Here is a 14271-nt window from a genome sequence, read left to right on the forward strand (position 1 = left end):
GGTCACTCGCCGCCCTTGCGCGTCGTCTCGAAGCCGGCGCCCCACGCGGGGACGTCGGCCGGCCGGGACGGGTTGTCGGTGGCCGCGCCCGGGGGGAAGCCGCCGGGGGCGCCCGGTGCGTGGGCGTGGTACTCGACGGAGTCCGCCGTCATCCGCATGAACGCTTCCTCCAGTGAAGCCCGTTGCGGGCTGAGTTCGTGCAGCACGATCTGGTGCTGGGCGGCCAGCTCGCCGAGCTGCTCCGGGCCCACGCCGTCGATCTCCAGCGTGCCGGTGGCCGGAACGCTGATGGCGTCGATCCCGGCCTCGTGCAGGACGTCCTTGAGCCGCTCCTGCTGCGGCGAGCGCACCCGCACGTAACTGCGCGAGTTCTGCTGGATGAAATCGGCCATCGACAGGTCTGCCAGCAGCCTTCCCTGTCCGATGACGACCAAATGGTCTGCCGTCAGCGCCATTTCACTCATCAGGTGGGAGGAGACGAAGATCGTTCTTCCCTCCGCCGCCAGCGCCTTCATCAAATTGCGGATCCAGAGAATTCCCTCCGGGTCCAGACCATTGACGGGTTCGTCGAACATCAGGATTTCCGGATCACCGAGCAGCGCGGAGGCGATTCCCAGCCGCTGCCCCATGCCGAGCGAAAAACCTTTCGACTTCTTCTTGGCGACGGGCGTCAGCCCCACCAGGTCCAACACCTCGGCGACCCGGCTCTCGGGGATCCGGTTCGACTGGGCAAGGCAGAGAAGGTTGTTGTATGCACTCCGGCCACCGTTCATGGCCTTCGCGTCCAGCAGCGCCCCGATGTACTTCAGTGGCTCCGGCAGGTCCCGGTAGTGCTTCCCGTCGATCCGGACCGTACCGCTGGTCGGGTTGTCGAGGTCGAGCATCATGCGCATGGTCGTGGACTTGCCCGCCCCGTTGGGGCCGAGGAAGCCCGTCACCACCCCCGGTCTGACCTGGAAGCTGAGGTTGTCCACGGCGGTCTTGGCGCCGAATCGTTTCGTAAGGCCCTCAAGCTCGATCATGCGGCCACGCTAGAACGCCCAAGGGCCGTACGCCACCTCAAACAGGTGACATACGGCCCCGGATCTGCCCGTTTCGCTACCAGCGAGTAGACAGCTGCGTACTGCCGACCACTAGCGGCTCTGCTGCGCCGGGACACCACGGGTGACCGGCTCGTCGTCGATCGGGGAACCGGCCGCCGCGACGGCCGCACCGGTCAGCGTCGCCAGCATCTCGCGGACGTTGGTCAGCTGCGCGTTGATCGAGTCGCGGCGGTTGGTGAGCGCCGCCAGCTCGCGCTCGGACTCGCTGCGGATACGGTCCGCCTTGGCGTTGGCGTCGGCCACGATGTCCTCGGCCTGGCGCTGCGCGGTCTCCACGGTCTGGCGGGCCCGGCGCTCCGCGTCCGTACGCAGCTTCTCGGCCTCCAGGCGCAGCTGCTCCGCGCGGTGCTCGATCTCCGCGAGGCGCTTCTCGGCCTTGGCCTGGCGCGAGGCCAGGTCGCGCTCCGACTGCTCGCGGCGCTTGGCCAGGTTGGTCTCGAAGTCCGCGGCGGCCTGGGCGGCCTTGGCGCGGGTCTCCTCGAACAGGGCGTCGGCCTCCTCGCGCTTGGAGGCCGCGTCCTTCTGGGCCTCGGCGCGCAGGGTCGACGCGTCGCCCTTGGCCTTCTCGACGATACGGACGCCCTCGTCCTCCGCCTTCGACTTCCGGTCGGCGGCGAACGACTCGGCGTCGTTGCGCACCTGCTGGGCAGCCGACTCGGCGAGCTCACGGTGCTGCTCGGCCGCGCGACGGGCCTCCTCGCGCAGGTCCTTCGCCTCCTCCTCGGCCAGCCGCAGGATCTTCTCGACCCGGGCGCCGAGACCGGCGTACGACGGCTCGGCGTCGTTCACCTGGGCCTGGGCGTTCTGCGTCTCGAGGTGCAACTCCTCGATCCGCTTTTCCAGAGAGTTGATACGTCCAAGGGCGCTGTCGCGGTCGGAGACCAGCTTGGTAATGCGGTCGTCCACCTGACCACGGTCGTAACCACGCCGCACGAGCTCGAAGCCGAAGGGGGAGGAAGTGTCGCTCATGGGGTTCCTGTCGAATGAGACCGATGAGGTGCTACGTGAGGTGTTAAGGGGAATCCTAGGCGCCCGAGCGGCGTGTCATCGAGTCAATCCACGTTTGATCTGGACAATGACACCCCTTTTGAGTGGCAAGGCGACAGAATGCTTGTCACTCGTTCGCCTGAACCTCCATCAGAGGCACACATCCGTGCGCACTGACTACCCCTCTGACGTCTTGCCACCCGAACGAGTGGAACCCGCTGCCGCGCCGGCCTTCACGCCCCCCGCGCCCTGACCGCCGACCGCAGGCTTTCCGCCACCCGAAGGCGCCTCGAATGATTCCAACGCCTCAAGAACGTCCTGGACACGGGAGATCTCCGCCTGAATGTCCTCGCGCCTGCGCACCAGGACCTCCAGCTCACGGCGGCCCTCGTCGACGAGCCGTTCGGCCTCCGCCTTGGCCTGCGCGAGGGCGTTCTCGGCCTCCCGGGCCAGCTCGGCCTTCTTCTGCTCGGCCTCCTTGAGCAGCGCCTCCGCCTTGCGCACCGCCGCGATGCGGACCTTGCTCGCCTCGCTGCTCGCGTCCGACACCAGCGCCTTGGCCTTCGCCTCGGCCTCCACGCTCTGCTCCGTCGCCGCGCGCACCAGCTTGTCCACGCGCTCGCCGGCCGACTTCATCTGCTCGGCCGACTCCCGGCGGGCCCGCTCGTGCAGCTCCTCGACCTCGCCCTCGACGCGGCCGCGCAGCTCCTCCGCCCGCTCCCTTATGGCAGCGGCGTCCGTCCGCGCGCCGACCAGCAGCTCGTCCGCGTCCGTACGGGCCTTCTCCACCATGGAGTTGCCCTCGACGGTCGCCTCCGAAGTGATCCGCGCGGCCTCCTTGCGCGCCGCGTCGACCATCGCGTCGGCCTGCTCCTCGGCCGCCGTGGTGGCGGCGAGGGCCTGCTTCTGCGCGTCGGAGGTGAGCTTGTCGGCCTCCGCCGCCGACTCGGTGATGAGCCGGTCGACCTGCTCCGCCGCCTCGCTGCGGCGCTTGTTGGCCTCCTCGCGGGCCTCGTCCAGCAGCCGCTCGGACTCCGTACGGGCCTCCGCGCGCACGCGCTCCGCGTCGGTCGCCGCCTCCGCCTTGACCCGCTCGGCCTCCGACCGGGTACGGGTCGCGTGCTCCTGCGCCGAGGACAGCGCCTCCGACGCCTCCGCGCGCAGCCGCTCGGCCTCGTTCGCGGCCTCGCCGACCGTCCGCTCGTTCGCCTTGCGGGTCTCGGCGGTGAGCCGGTCCGCTTCCGCGGTGGCGTCGGCGATGAGCTTGTCGGCTTCCGCCGCGGCCTCGGTGATGAGCCGGTCGACCTGCTCCGCCGCCTCGCTGCGGCGCTTGTTGGCCTCCTCGCGGGCCTCGTCGAGGGTCCTCGCGGACTCCTGCTCGGCGCTCTCCAGGGTCTCGTTCGCCGCGGCCGTGACCCGGTCCGCCTCCGCGGTGGCCTCGCCGATGATCCGGCCGCCCTCCGCCCGGGCGTCCTCCAGTGCCTGTGCGGCCTCCGCACGCAGCCGCTCGGCCTCCGCCGCGGCCTCGCCGACCGTGAGCTCATTGGCCGCGCGCGTCTCGTCGACCAGCCGGTCGCCCTCGGTACGGGCATCGACCAGCACGCGCGTCGCGTCCCGCTCGGCCGCGACCAGGGTCTCGGCCGCCTGCGCCGTCAGCCGCTCCGCCTTCACGCGCAGCGCCTCCGCGGCCGCCTCGGCCTCGGCGATGGTGGCGGCGTTCGCGGCCGAGGTCTCCGCGGTGAGGCGCTCGGCCTCCGACGCGGCCTCGGTGACGAGCCGGTCGGCCTGCTCCGCGGCCTCGGTGCGCAGCCGGTTGCCCTCGGCACGCGCCTCGTCCAAGGTGCCGGCGGCCTCGGCACGGGTGGCCTCCGCGGCCTCCTCCGCCGCGGCGGCGAGCCGCTCGGCCTCCGCCGTCGCCTCGCCGGTGATCCGGACGCCCTCGGCGCGCGACGCCTCCAGGGCCTCCGCCGCCTCGCCGCGGATCCGGTTCGCGTCGTCGCGGGCGTCCGCCCGGGTGCGGGCCGCGTCCCGCTCGGACGCGGCCAGCGCGTCCGTGGCCTCCGTACGCACCCGCTGCGCGTACTCGGCGGTGTCGCTGCGCAGCTGCTCCGCCTCGGCGATCGCGTCGCCGACGGTCCGCTCGGCCAGCGCCTTCGCCGCGTCCGTCTCCGTACGCGCCTCGCTGCGGATCCGGTTGGCGTCCTCGGTGGCACGCTCCCGTTCCGCGTACGCGTCGCCGCGGACCCGCTCGGCCTCCTCCTCGGCTTCCGTCTTCGTGCGCTGCGCCGCGTGCTCGGCCGCGCTGCGCAGTCCGGCGACCTCCTCCTCGGCCTGCTCGTGCAGACCGGCGACGGAGTCCCGTACCTGCTGGGCGGTGGCCTCGGCCGCCGACACCAGCTCCGAGGCGCGCCGTTCGGCCTCCTCGGTCAGGCGGGCCGCCTCGGCCTGCGCCTCCTCCGAGCGGCGGCGGGCCGCGGCCAGCAGCTCCTCGCTCTGCTCGCGGGCCTGCGCCCGCTCCTGCTCCGCGTCCGTCCGGGCCGACGCCAGGGTCTCCTCGGACTCCCGGCGGCGCCGGGCGGCCTCCTCCTGCGCGGCGGCCAGGGCCTCCGCGGCCTCCGCGGCGACCCGCTCGGCCGCCGCCTTCGCCTCGGCGCGCAGCCGGTCCGCGGTCTCCTGCGCCTCGGAGCGCACCCGCTCCGCCTCGGCTTCGGCCTCGCCGCGCATCCGTACGGCGACCTGCTCGGCCTCCGCGCGGACCCGGCCGGCGTCCTGCGCCGCGTCGGTGCGCAGCTGGTCGGCCTCCGCCTCCGACTGCGTCTGGAGGGTGCGGATCCGCTCCGCCGACTCGGCGCGCAGCCGGTCGGTCTCCTCGGTGGTCTCCTTGCGGATGTTCTCCGCGGCCGCGCGGGCGTCGCGCAGCGTCTGCTCGGCCGTCGTCAGCCGGCTCTCGGCGTCCGTGTGCAGCCGTACGAGCTCCTCGTCGGCCTCCGCGCGCCGCGCGGCCACCGCCTGCTCGGTCTCCTCGCGCCGGGCGAGGGCCGCCGCGTCCGCCTCGGCCCGTACGGCCTCGGCCTGCTCCTCGGCCTCGGCGCGCAGCCGCTCGGCCTCGGCGCGGGTCCGCTCCAGGGTCTCCTCGGCCTGCTTGCGCAGGGTGCCGGCCCGCTCGACGGCCTCGGCGCGGACCCGCTCGCTCTCGGCGGTCGCCCCGCCGCGCAGCTCGTCCGCGTCCGCCTTGGCCTTGCCGAGCAGTTCCTCGGCGGTCCGGGCCGCCTCCTCGATCTGCTGGACCGCTTCGCGGCGGGCCTCGCCGCGGATCCGCTCGCCCTCGGCGACGGCCTCGGCGCGCAGCTGCTCGGCCTCGCCGCGCAGCCTGCGGGCCTCCTCCTGGAGTTCGACCGTACGGGCCCGGTACTCCTCGGTGTCGTCCTTCGCGGCGCCCTTGAGCTCATCGGCCGTGGCCGCGGCCTGGGCGCGCAGCCGCTCGGCCTCGGCCTCCGCCTCGCGGCGGATCCGCTCGGCCTCCTCGGAGGCGGCGCGGGTGGTGGCCCGGGCGTCCTCCGAAGCCTTGTTCAGTACGTCCTCCGCGGTGCGGGCGGCCTTCGCCAGCTGCGCCGCGGTGTCCTCGGCCGCCGCCGTACGGGCCTGCTCGCCGGCCTCGGTGCGCAGCCGCTCGGCCTCCCCGCGGGCGTCCGCCAGGGCCTGCTCGGCCTCCGACTTGAGGGCCTCGGCCTCCTTGGTGGCCTCGCCGACCAGCCGGGCCACCTGCTCCTTGGCGGTACGGGTGCGCTGCTCGTTGACGGACTCCGCCGACGCGAGCTGGCGGGCGGCGCTCTCCTTGGCCTCGGCGAGCAGCTTCTCGGCCGCGGCGCGGGCCTCGCGCAGGGCCGCGTCGGCCTCCTGCACGCGGGATTCGGCGACCCGGCCCAGGTCGAGGGTCTGCTGGCGGGTCTGCTCCGCCTCGGCGGAGGTGGTGGAGCGCAGCCGTTCGGCGTGCTCGCTGGCCTCCTGGGCCTGCGCGGAGGCGGCGGTCAGCAGCCGCTCGGCCTCCTTGCGGGCGCGCAGCAGGGTGGCCTCGGTCTCGGCGCGCGCGGCCTCCGCGTCGGCTGCCATCCGGCGCCGGGTCTCCTCGGCGACGCGGGCGGCCTCGGCGCGGGCGGCGTTCAGGGACTGCTCGGCCTCGGCGCGGGACTCCTCCATGAGCCGGCGGGCCTGGGATTCCGTACGGGCGCGCAGCTGCTCGGCCCAGGCCACGTTCTCGTTGACGTGGGCCTCGACGGTCTGGCGGCGCTCGCCCAGCTCCTGGTCCAGGCGCTGGCGCCGGTTGACGGCCTCGGCGTGCAGCTCGGCCTGGAGGCGCGCCTGGTGCTCGGCGTGCTCCTGGAGGATGCGCTGGGTCTGCGCCCGGGCGTCGCGCAGCTCGCGCTCGGCGTCCGAGCGCATCTGGTCGGCCTGGATCTGGGCATTGCGAAGCAGCTGCTCCGCCTGGTAGCCCATGTCCGCGCCGTCGTAGGCGGGGCGGGACGCCAGAGATCGGCGCACCTCGTGGAGCTTGGCACGCAGCACCTCGACCTGGTATCCCAGGTCCTCAGCGTGCTGGACGGCCTTCCCGCGCTCCTTCTTCAGCCGCTCCATCTCGGCCTCGAAGCGCGAGAGATGGTCGGCCTCGGCCTGATGGCTCTCCTGGCTTTCGTAGCCCCGCACAGCGCGGTCCCATCCGTCCCCTGGTCGCAAGCTCACTCCCAATGAGCATCGCTCGCCCGCTGAACGACGCCCCCGGGGGAATGGTGTCAGATACCGGGGCAGGGGTCACAGGCCCCGACCCCGTCTCCGCACCGAACCCCGGCCGAGCCATGGCCACTCTACCGGCCGGGGAATGGCGGCATCAGTGGTCGGGGTTGGAGGTGACGAGCTCGGTCAGGACTCCGTGGCAGTCCTTGGGGTGCAGGAAGGTGATCCGGGAGCCCATGGAGCCGATGCGGGGCTGGTCGTAGAGGACGCGGACGCCCTTGCCGCGGATGGCCTCCGCGTCGCCGTCGACGTCCTCGGTGCCGAAGGCGATGTGGTGGACGCCCTCGCCGTTCTTGGCCAGCCACTTGCCCACCGCGGAGTCCTCGCGGGTCGGTTCGAGCAGCTGGAGGTAGGAGGCGCCGCCGTCGGACGTCTCGTTGATTTTGAGCATGGCCTCGCGGACGCCCTGCTCCTCGTTGACCTCGGTGTGGAAGACCTCGAAGCCGTACGTGGCACGGTAGAACTCGACGGTCTTGTCCAGGTCGAAGCAGGCGATCCCGATGTGGTCGATCCTTGTCAGCATGGGACCAGTGCACTGCCGAAGAGGGTGGTTACGCAACGTGCCAGCGATCACACCGACAGCCCGGTGACGCCGCGGGTACCGCTCAGTACATTCAGGTAAACCCTCGTTCACTCCTCATCCTCAAGGGGCTGTGCCTCATGTCCGGAACGAACAACACCACCTCAGTGATCGTCGCCGGGGCCCGCACGCCCATGGGGCGGCTGCTCGGCTCGCTGAAGTCCTTCTCGGGCGCCGACCTCGGCGGCTTCGCCATCAAGTCCGCGCTGGACCGGGCCGGCATCGCCGGCGACCAGGTGCAGTACGTGATCATGGGGCAGGTGCTCCAGGCCGGCGCGGGCCAGATCCCGGCGCGTCAGGCCGCCGTCAAGGCCGGCATTCCGATGAACGTGCCCGCCCTGACCATCAACAAGGTGTGCCTCTCGGGCCTGGACGCGATCGCGCTGGCCGACCAGCTGATCCGCGCCGGTGAGTTCGACATCGTGGTCGCGGGCGGCCAGGAGTCCATGACCAACGCCCCGCACCTGCTGCCGAAGTCCCGCGAGGGCTTCAAGTACGGCGCGATCGAAATGCTGGACGCGATGGCCTACGACGGCCTCACCGACGCCTTCGAGAACATCGCGATGGGCGAGTCCACCGAGAAGCACAACACCCGCCTGGGCATCGAGCGCGCCCCGCAGGACGAGTTCGCCGCCGGCTCGCACCAGCGGGCCGCGGCCGCGCAGAAGAACGGCGTCTTCGAGGCCGAGATCACCCCGGTCGAGATCCCGCAGCGCAAGGGCGAGCCGGTCGTCTTCTCCCAGGACGAGGGCATCCGCCCGGAGACCACGGTGGAGTCCCTCGGCAAGCTGCGCCCGGCCTTCGCCAAGGACGGCACGATCACCGCCGGCACCTCCTCGCAGATCAGCGACGGCGCGGCCGCCGTGGTCGTGATGAGCAAGGCCAAGGCCGAGGAGCTGGGCCTGGAGTGGATCGCCGAGATCGGCGCCCACGGCAACGTGGCCGGCCCGGACAACTCCCTGCAGTCGCAGCCGTCGAACGCGATCCTGCACGCCCTGAAGAAGGAGGGCCTGGAGGTCTCCGACCTGGACCTCATCGAGATCAACGAGGCCTTCGCGGCGGTCGCCGTGCAGTCAATGAAGGACCTCGGCGTGACCCCGGAAAAGGTGAACGTCAACGGTGGCGCCATCGCCCTGGGGCACCCGATCGGCATGTCCGGCGCCCGCGTGGTGCTGCACCTGGCGCTGGAGCTCAAGCGCCGCGGCGGCGGGGTCGGCGCGGCCGCCCTGTGCGGTGGCGGCGGCCAGGGCGACGCCCTGATCGTCCGCGTCCCCAAGGCGTAGCGAGGGTCCAGCACCCGCCCGTACCCGTACGAGAACCGAGGAGCGCAGCACGTATGACGGCGGTGGACGTCCCCCAGCTGGTGGCCCAGGCACGTGAGGGCAGGCCGAGAGCGGTGGCCCGGCTGATCTCGCTGGTGGAGGGGGCGTCCCCGCAGTTGCGCGAGGTGATGGCGGCGCTGGCGCCGCTGACGGGCAACGCGTACGTGGTGGGGCTGACGGGGTCGCCGGGCGTCGGCAAGTCGACCTCGACCTCGGCGCTGGTGTCCGCGTACCGCAAGGCGGGCAAGCGGGTCGGCGTCCTCGCCGTCGACCCGTCCTCGCCGTTCTCCGGCGGGGCGCTGCTCGGCGACCGGGTGCGGATGTCGGACCACGCCTCCGACCCCGGGGTCTACATCCGCTCCATGGCCACCCGCGGCCACCTGGGCGGCCTCGCCTGGTCCGCCCCGCAGGCGATCCGGGTGCTGGACGCGGCCGGCTGCGAGGTGATCCTGGTCGAGACGGTCGGGGTCGGGCAGTCGGAGGTGGAGATCGCCGCGCAGGCGGACACCTCGGTGGTGCTGCTGGCCCCCGGGATGGGCGACGGGATCCAGGCTGCGAAGGCGGGGATCCTGGAGATCGGCGACGTGTACGTGGTCAACAAGGCCGACCGGGACGGCGCGGACGCCACCGCGCGGGAGCTGAACCACATGCTGGGCCTGGGGGAGTCCCGGGGCCCGGGGGACTGGCGTCCGCCGATCATCAAGACCGTCGCCGCGCGGGCGCAGGGCATCGACGAGCTCGTCGAGGCGCTGGAGAAGCACCGGGCCTGGATGGACGAGCACGGGGTGCTGGCCGAGCGGCGTACGGCGCGTGCCGCGCGCGAGGTGGAGACGATCGCGGTGACGGCCCTGCGGGCGCGGATGGCCGATCTGCACGGGAACGCCCGGCTCGAAGCGCTGGCGGCCCGGGTCGCCGCGGGTGAACTGGACCCGTACGCGGCCGCCGACGTGCTCCTGGAGACGCTGACGGAGGCCTGAGAGGGCCGTACGCCGTACGCGAGAGCCGCGCCCCGGTCTTCCGGGGCGCGGCTCTCGCCTGCGTCTGTGGGCGGACCGGTCAGGCGTTGGGACGCTTGCCGTGGTTCGCCTTCTTCTTCTTGCGTGCTCGCTTCTTGTTGCCGCGCTTGGCCATGACGCCACTCCCTCGAAGATCGGGGTAATCCGGGCGCTCGCCAGTCTAGGGGCGCCCGATCCGCTCCGCATCAGAACCCGCGGGCCGGCGGGTGTCAGTTGTTGTCGTTGTCGTCGTCACCGTGGTCGTCGCCGTGGTCGTTCGAGTCCGACGGGGACACCGTCGCCTTCCCGGACGTGGGGTCGACGTGCACGTCGGTGGTCTTGTCGCCGGACTTGATCTCGACGTGCCAGTAGCGGGCGCCGTTGTCGTCATCGTCGTCCCACTCCACCGACCAGACCTGGCCGGGGTGGGCGGCGAGGGCCGCCTTCATCGCCTGCTGGGCGGTGACCTTCGCGGCGAGCAGCGCCTTGTTCCCGCCGTTGTCGTCGCTGTCGTCGTCCGCGTTCTCGGTGAACACCTTGCCGCTGCGGGTGTCGACCGTCAGCTCCGCGTGCTTGCCGTCCTTGCCGATGACGTCGACGTGCCAGACGGCGTCGTCCTTGTTCAGGGACTCCACGACACCGGGGTACCTCTTCAGCGCGGCGGCGGCCGCCCCGTCGGCGTCGATGTCGGACTGGGCCGCCGTGGCCGCGGGGACGGTTCTCGCCGCGTCGGCCGTGTTCGCGGCGGCGGCCGCCACCGGGCCCCCGATCATCAGGACCACGGCCGCGGCCGACGAGACGTACGCCTTGTGCTTGCAGTGCATGGCTGACCTCCTCAGGCCGGCCATGCGCTTACGGTTGCTCGGCGGGCGGCCGGCGAGCGAGCGTTACCACCCACATTGTCCGGGCTGCCGCCGGGGACGGCACCCCGGATCGGGCGCCGGCCCGGCCTCAGACCTTGCCGCGGGTGCCGCGCAGGTGGTCGGCCACCGGGGTCAGCGAGGCGCGCAGCGCCGCCAGGGCCTCCGGCGGCAGCAGGTCGATGAAGTGCTTGCGGACGGACGCCACGTGGTGCGGGGCGACCTTGCGCATGGTCTCCATGCCCTCGTCCGTGAGCACCGCGAAGAGGCCGCGGCGGTCGGACTCGCAGTTGACGCGACGGACCAGGCCCGCCGCCTCCATGCGCGTGATCTGGTGGGACAGCCGGCTCTTGGACTGCAGGGTGGCGGTCGCGAGATCGCTCATCCGCATCCGGTGGGCCTCCGACTCCGAGAGGTTCACGAGGATCTCGTAGTCGTTGTTGGTGAGTCCGAAGGGCTGGAGATCCTTTTCCAGCTGGTGCATCAGCAGTCTGCTGACGTCCAGGTGGGTGCGCCACGCGCACTGCTCGGAATCGGTCAGCCAGCGCGTGGCCGTCTCGGTCTCCATGGTCTCCATGAATGAACTCTACCTAAGAAGTTGAATTACGTACAAAGATGGCTCGGGTGGTCACAGTCCGAAGCGGCGCTGGAGATCACCCAGCTGCCCCGGCATCCGCGGTACGCCCAGCTGCCCCAGCGGACCCTGGCCGGCCCCCGGAACGCCCTGCGCGTTGCCCGTGGCCGCGCCGGCCCCGACCGCGCCCACCGCCTGCTCCGCCATCAGCATCTCCGACGACTGGAGCAGCACCGTTCCCGCGCCCACGAACTCGAACTGGTGCTCCTCGCCCGAGGAGCCCCCGATGCCCGTCAGCGAGCGCAGTCCGCCGATCACGCCGGACATGTAGCCGTGGTCGTAGTGGTGGCACGGGGAGGGGCAGTCGGCCCAGCCCACCAGGGCCTGCGGGTCCACGCGCAGCGGCGGCTCCATGAACACCACCGGTCCGTTGGACGCCGCGACGAACTTCCCGGTTCCGATCAGGGTCAGGAAGCCCGGGACGATCGACTGCTTCAGGGCGAGGGAGGGCTGGTACGCGAGCAGATTGCCTGACCGGATCGTCAGGTTCCCGTTGTCCAGGTCGTACGAGTTCACGTCGAAGGCCCGGTCGGCCAGCAGCATCTTGCCCTGCCCCTCGGCCACCACCCAGTCGCTCGCGTGGAGCGGTGAGTGGAAGCTGGTGCGCAGCAGCCGGTCGAAGCGGCCGTTGCCGATGCCGTTGAACTCGATGCTCCCGTAGTACGAGATCATCTTGCCCTTCTGCAGGAACCACTGGCTCCCCTTGAGCTCCACGCAGAAGGTGTACGCGTTGACGTTGTCGTCGGAGGGCAGGGTGTACGGGTCGAAGACGGTCGGGCCGCCGGGTCCGCCCGTCACGGGACCAAAGTTCACAGCTTCTCCTCCGAGGCCTGTACGTACACCGCGCCCTGGCCGGACAGCTCCAGCTGGAACGCCTCGCCCGAGCCGCGCCCCACCATGTCGCGCCAGCCGAGCGCGGTGGAGAGCTTGTTGCGTACCTCGCCGTGGTGGGCGACGTACGCCTGCGGGTCCACGTGGACCGGGCGGTTCGGGTGGATCGGGAGCTCGATGACCCCGCCGTGGGCCATCACGGCGACCGAGCCGTGTCCCTTGAGGGTGGTGGTGAACAGGCCCTGGCCGGTCACCTGGCCGCGGACCATGCCCATGACCCCGCCCTGCGAGCCCATGAACATCGTGCCCTGCTGGAGGGTGCCGTCGAAGGCGAGCAGCCGGTCGGCCTCGACGTAGAGGGTCTCGCCGGTCAGGTTGATCACCTGGATGTGGTGGCCGCCGTGGCCGAACATCACGGTGCCGCTGCCCTCGACCGTCATCAGCGGGGTCTGCTCGTTCGCCACGCGGCGCCCGATCATGCCCATCACCCCGCCCTGACCGCCGGTCAGGCTCGGGGTGAAGGAGACCTCGCCGCGGTACGCGAGCATCGCGCCGCGCTGGCTGTACATCTTCTGCCCGGGGACGACCTGGGCCTCGACCATCTTCGAGTTGATCTCGCGGAACGGCATCAGATGTCGCCCCCGATGGTGTTGCGCTCGCTGGGCTGCACGTACACCAGACCCTCGCCCTCGAAGCGGATCTGGAAGGACTCGCCCGAGCCCTCGCCGATCAGCGTGCGGAAGTTGACCCCGGACTGGAAGGACTGCTGGAGGTTGCCGGTGTGCGCGATGTACGCCCCCGGGTCCACGGAGAGCGGGTACTGGGAGCTGACGCGCAGCACCACTGCCGGGCCGTCGGACATGATCGCCGCCTGCCCGGAGCCCTCGACGGTCGTCGTGAACAGGCCGTTGCCCGTCGTCGCGCCGCGCAGGCCGGTGAAGGTCGTGCCGGTGCGCAGACCGGCGTCGGTGCACAGCAGGTTGCTGGACTCGACGTAGAGCTTCTCGCCGCGCAGGTTGACCAGATTGATCTCGCTCGCGCGGTCGGCGAAGAAGCAGGTGCCGTGCCCCTGCACTTCCATCACGGTCATCTGCTCGCCGGTCAGCCGGCGCGTCACCATCCCGCGGATGCCTTCGCCGCCGCCGGTCATCTTCTTGAAGGCCATCTGACCGTCGTACGCGACCATGGAGCCGTTTTTCGCTTTCACGGCATCCCCGGTCAGGTCGACGGCGAGCACCTTGCTGCCTTGGAGTCGGAACTGAGCCACGGGAAGACGTTATCGGCAGCGGGCGGACCCGAACAGGGGCCCGTGGCCGATATATGCCACACCCGGGCGTTAAGGGCGCGATACGGGCGGCCGCGGGGGCTCGGGGGCATCCAGGGGCCCGGGTCAAGATCCCGCAAAGCGGCTGAGACACTGGGACGGACTCTGGCCTCCACCCCGAAGGTTCTCCGTGGACATCAAGACCGCCTCCGCCCTGCACCGGCTGCGCCTCATCTCCGTCCCGGAGGCGCTCTCGTTCCCGGCCCTGCTGATCTTCGGCTCGCTGCTGAGCCGGATCTCGGACATCGACTACCTGATGATGCCGCTCGGCATCATCCACGGGATCCTGTTCGTCATCTACGCGGTGTTCCTGCTGGACGTCTGGAACAAGGCCAAGTGGCCGCTCAAGAAGGTCGCGCTGTTCTTCCTGCTGGCGCTGCTGCCCTTCGGCGGCCTGTACGGCGACAAGCTGCTCAAGCGTGACGAGGCCGACAGCGTGATCGCGGCCCGCGCGCGCGAGGCGGCCGGCGCATGATCATCGCCTTCTCGGTGACCCCGCTGGGCGTCGGCGAAGAGGTCGGCGAGTACGTCGCCGACGCGGTCCGCGTGGTCCGCGAGTCGGGACTGCCGAACCGGACCGACGCCATGTTCACCACCGTCGAGGGCGAGTGGCACGAGGTCATGGACGTGGTCCGGCGCGCGGTGGCAGCGGTGGAGGCGCGCGCGCCCCGGGTCTCCTTCATCCTCAAGGCCGACATCCGCCCCGGCGTCTCCGACGGGATGACATCGAAGATCGAAACGGTGGAACGCCACCTGGCCGAGGGCTGACCCGCCCCGCCCCCGACTCCCGAAGCGCCCCCGACCTCCCGGCCGGGGGCGCTTTCGCGTGCGGCGCCGTGGCCGGGGC

Annotated in this window: 14 protein-coding genes; 4 read left to right on the forward strand and 10 right to left on the reverse strand. The window is 71.7% G+C overall.

Annotated features, from left to right (window positions below; translation table 11 throughout):
• Window positions 1-2: 2 nt before the first annotated feature.
• The 4 genes from ACFWBN_RS06995 to mce form a co-directional block, all read right to left on the reverse strand.
• Window positions 3-1022: an ABC transporter ATP-binding protein gene (locus tag ACFWBN_RS06995; RefSeq protein WP_385171738.1), complete on the reverse strand. Its 1020-nt coding sequence runs from the start codon at window positions 1020-1022 to the stop codon at window positions 3-5.
• Between the two features lie 111 nt (window positions 1023-1133).
• On the reverse strand, window positions 1134-2072 hold the full coding sequence (locus ACFWBN_RS07000; RefSeq protein ID WP_385171741.1) for a cellulose-binding protein: 939 nt from the start codon (window positions 2070-2072) through the stop codon (window positions 1134-1136).
• Between the two features lie 195 nt (window positions 2073-2267).
• Window positions 2268-6791, reverse strand: coding sequence for a polarized growth protein Scy (gene scy, locus ACFWBN_RS07005; protein ID WP_385171744.1), 4524 nt, complete (start codon window positions 6789-6791; stop codon window positions 2268-2270).
• 181 nt (window positions 6792-6972) lie between these two features.
• Entirely contained in the window at window positions 6973-7401 is a 429-nt protein-coding gene (gene mce / locus ACFWBN_RS07010) for a methylmalonyl-CoA epimerase (protein ID WP_069921985.1), read from the reverse strand.
• Window positions 7402-7538: 137 nt separating this feature from the next.
• On the opposite strand from mce, the gene ACFWBN_RS07015 reads away from it, so the two are divergent.
• Window positions 7539-8741: an acetyl-CoA C-acetyltransferase gene (locus ACFWBN_RS07015; RefSeq protein ID WP_385171747.1), complete on the forward strand. Its 1203-nt coding sequence runs from the start codon at window positions 7539-7541 to the stop codon at window positions 8739-8741.
• A gap of 53 nt (window positions 8742-8794) precedes the next feature.
• A complete protein-coding gene (gene meaB / locus ACFWBN_RS07020) occupies window positions 8795-9757 on the forward strand; it encodes a methylmalonyl Co-A mutase-associated GTPase MeaB (protein WP_385171750.1) in 963 nt (320 codons plus the stop codon).
• A gap of 79 nt (window positions 9758-9836) precedes the next feature.
• Here meaB and ACFWBN_RS07025 read toward each other — a convergent pair whose 3' ends face one another.
• The 6 genes from ACFWBN_RS07025 to ACFWBN_RS07050 all read right to left on the reverse strand — a co-directional run bounded on the left by ACFWBN_RS07025 (window position 9837) and on the right by ACFWBN_RS07050 (window position 13367).
• Window positions 9837-9911 carry a 50S ribosomal protein bL37 gene (locus ACFWBN_RS07025; RefSeq protein WP_099895366.1) on the reverse strand — a complete coding sequence of 25 codons (75 nt, stop codon included), beginning with the start codon at window positions 9909-9911 and terminating at the stop codon, window positions 9837-9839.
• A gap of 94 nt (window positions 9912-10005) precedes the next feature.
• Window positions 10006-10599 carry a PepSY domain-containing protein gene (locus ACFWBN_RS07030; protein WP_385171754.1) on the reverse strand — a complete coding sequence of 198 codons (594 nt, stop codon included), beginning with the start codon at window positions 10597-10599 and terminating at the stop codon, window positions 10006-10008.
• A 127-nt stretch (window positions 10600-10726) separates the two neighbouring features.
• Window positions 10727-11203, reverse strand: coding sequence for a MarR family winged helix-turn-helix transcriptional regulator (locus tag ACFWBN_RS07035; protein WP_385171897.1), 477 nt, complete (start codon window positions 11201-11203; stop codon window positions 10727-10729).
• A 60-nt stretch (window positions 11204-11263) separates the two neighbouring features.
• Window positions 11264-12067, reverse strand: a complete 804-nt coding sequence (locus ACFWBN_RS07040) for an AIM24 family protein (protein WP_385171900.1) — start codon at window positions 12065-12067, stop codon at window positions 11264-11266.
• Window positions 12068-12078: 11 nt separating this feature from the next.
• On the reverse strand, window positions 12079-12729 hold the full coding sequence (locus tag ACFWBN_RS07045; RefSeq protein ID WP_385171757.1) for an AIM24 family protein: 651 nt from the start codon (window positions 12727-12729) through the stop codon (window positions 12079-12081).
• Complete coding sequence (locus tag ACFWBN_RS07050; RefSeq protein ID WP_385171760.1) at window positions 12729-13367, reverse strand: AIM24 family protein; 639 nt, start codon at window positions 13365-13367, stop codon at window positions 12729-12731. Before ACFWBN_RS07050 ends, ACFWBN_RS07045 begins: the two co-directional genes overlap by 1 nt.
• A 187-nt stretch (window positions 13368-13554) precedes the next feature.
• On the opposite strand from ACFWBN_RS07050, the gene ACFWBN_RS07055 reads away from it, so the two are divergent.
• Both ACFWBN_RS07055 and ACFWBN_RS07060 read left to right on the forward strand, forming a co-directional pair.
• Window positions 13555-13899, forward strand: coding sequence for a DUF3817 domain-containing protein (locus ACFWBN_RS07055; RefSeq protein ID WP_385171763.1), 345 nt, complete (start codon window positions 13555-13557; stop codon window positions 13897-13899).
• On the forward strand, window positions 13896-14192 hold the full coding sequence (locus ACFWBN_RS07060; protein WP_385171765.1) for an MTH1187 family thiamine-binding protein: 297 nt from the start codon (window positions 13896-13898) through the stop codon (window positions 14190-14192). The genes ACFWBN_RS07055 and ACFWBN_RS07060 overlap by 4 nt, the downstream gene beginning before the upstream one ends.
• Window positions 14193-14271: the final 79 nt, after the last annotated feature.

Origin of the sequence: Streptomyces sp. NPDC059989 (genome assembly GCF_042736975.1) — a bacterium.
Taxonomy (GTDB): domain Bacteria; phylum Actinomycetota; class Actinomycetes; order Streptomycetales; family Streptomycetaceae; genus Streptomyces.

What these genes read in the sequence shown, in the direction of transcription:
- ACFWBN_RS06995 (WP_385171738.1), bottom strand. Translation starts at nt 1,022, where the DNA reads ATGATCGAGCTTGAGGGCCTTACGAAACGATTCGGCGCCAAGACCGCC.
- ACFWBN_RS07000 (WP_385171741.1), bottom strand. Translation starts at nt 2,072, where the DNA reads ATGAGCGACACTTCCTCCCCCTTCGGCTTCGAGCTCGTGCGGCGTGGT.
- mce (WP_069921985.1), bottom strand. Translation starts at nt 7,401, where the DNA reads ATGCTGACAAGGATCGACCACATCGGGATCGCCTGCTTCGACCTGGAC.
- ACFWBN_RS07015 (WP_385171747.1), top strand. Translation starts at nt 7,539, where the DNA reads ATGTCCGGAACGAACAACACCACCTCAGTGATCGTCGCCGGGGCCCGC.
- meaB (WP_385171750.1), top strand. Translation starts at nt 8,795, where the DNA reads ATGACGGCGGTGGACGTCCCCCAGCTGGTGGCCCAGGCACGTGAGGGC.
- ACFWBN_RS07030 (WP_385171754.1), bottom strand. Translation starts at nt 10,599, where the DNA reads ATGCACTGCAAGCACAAGGCGTACGTCTCGTCGGCCGCGGCCGTGGTC.
- ACFWBN_RS07035 (WP_385171897.1), bottom strand. Translation starts at nt 11,203, where the DNA reads ATGGAGACCGAGACGGCCACGCGCTGGCTGACCGATTCCGAGCAGTGC.
- ACFWBN_RS07045 (WP_385171757.1), bottom strand. Translation starts at nt 12,729, where the DNA reads ATGCCGTTCCGCGAGATCAACTCGAAGATGGTCGAGGCCCAGGTCGTC.
- ACFWBN_RS07060 (WP_385171765.1), top strand. Translation starts at nt 13,896, where the DNA reads ATGATCATCGCCTTCTCGGTGACCCCGCTGGGCGTCGGCGAAGAGGTC.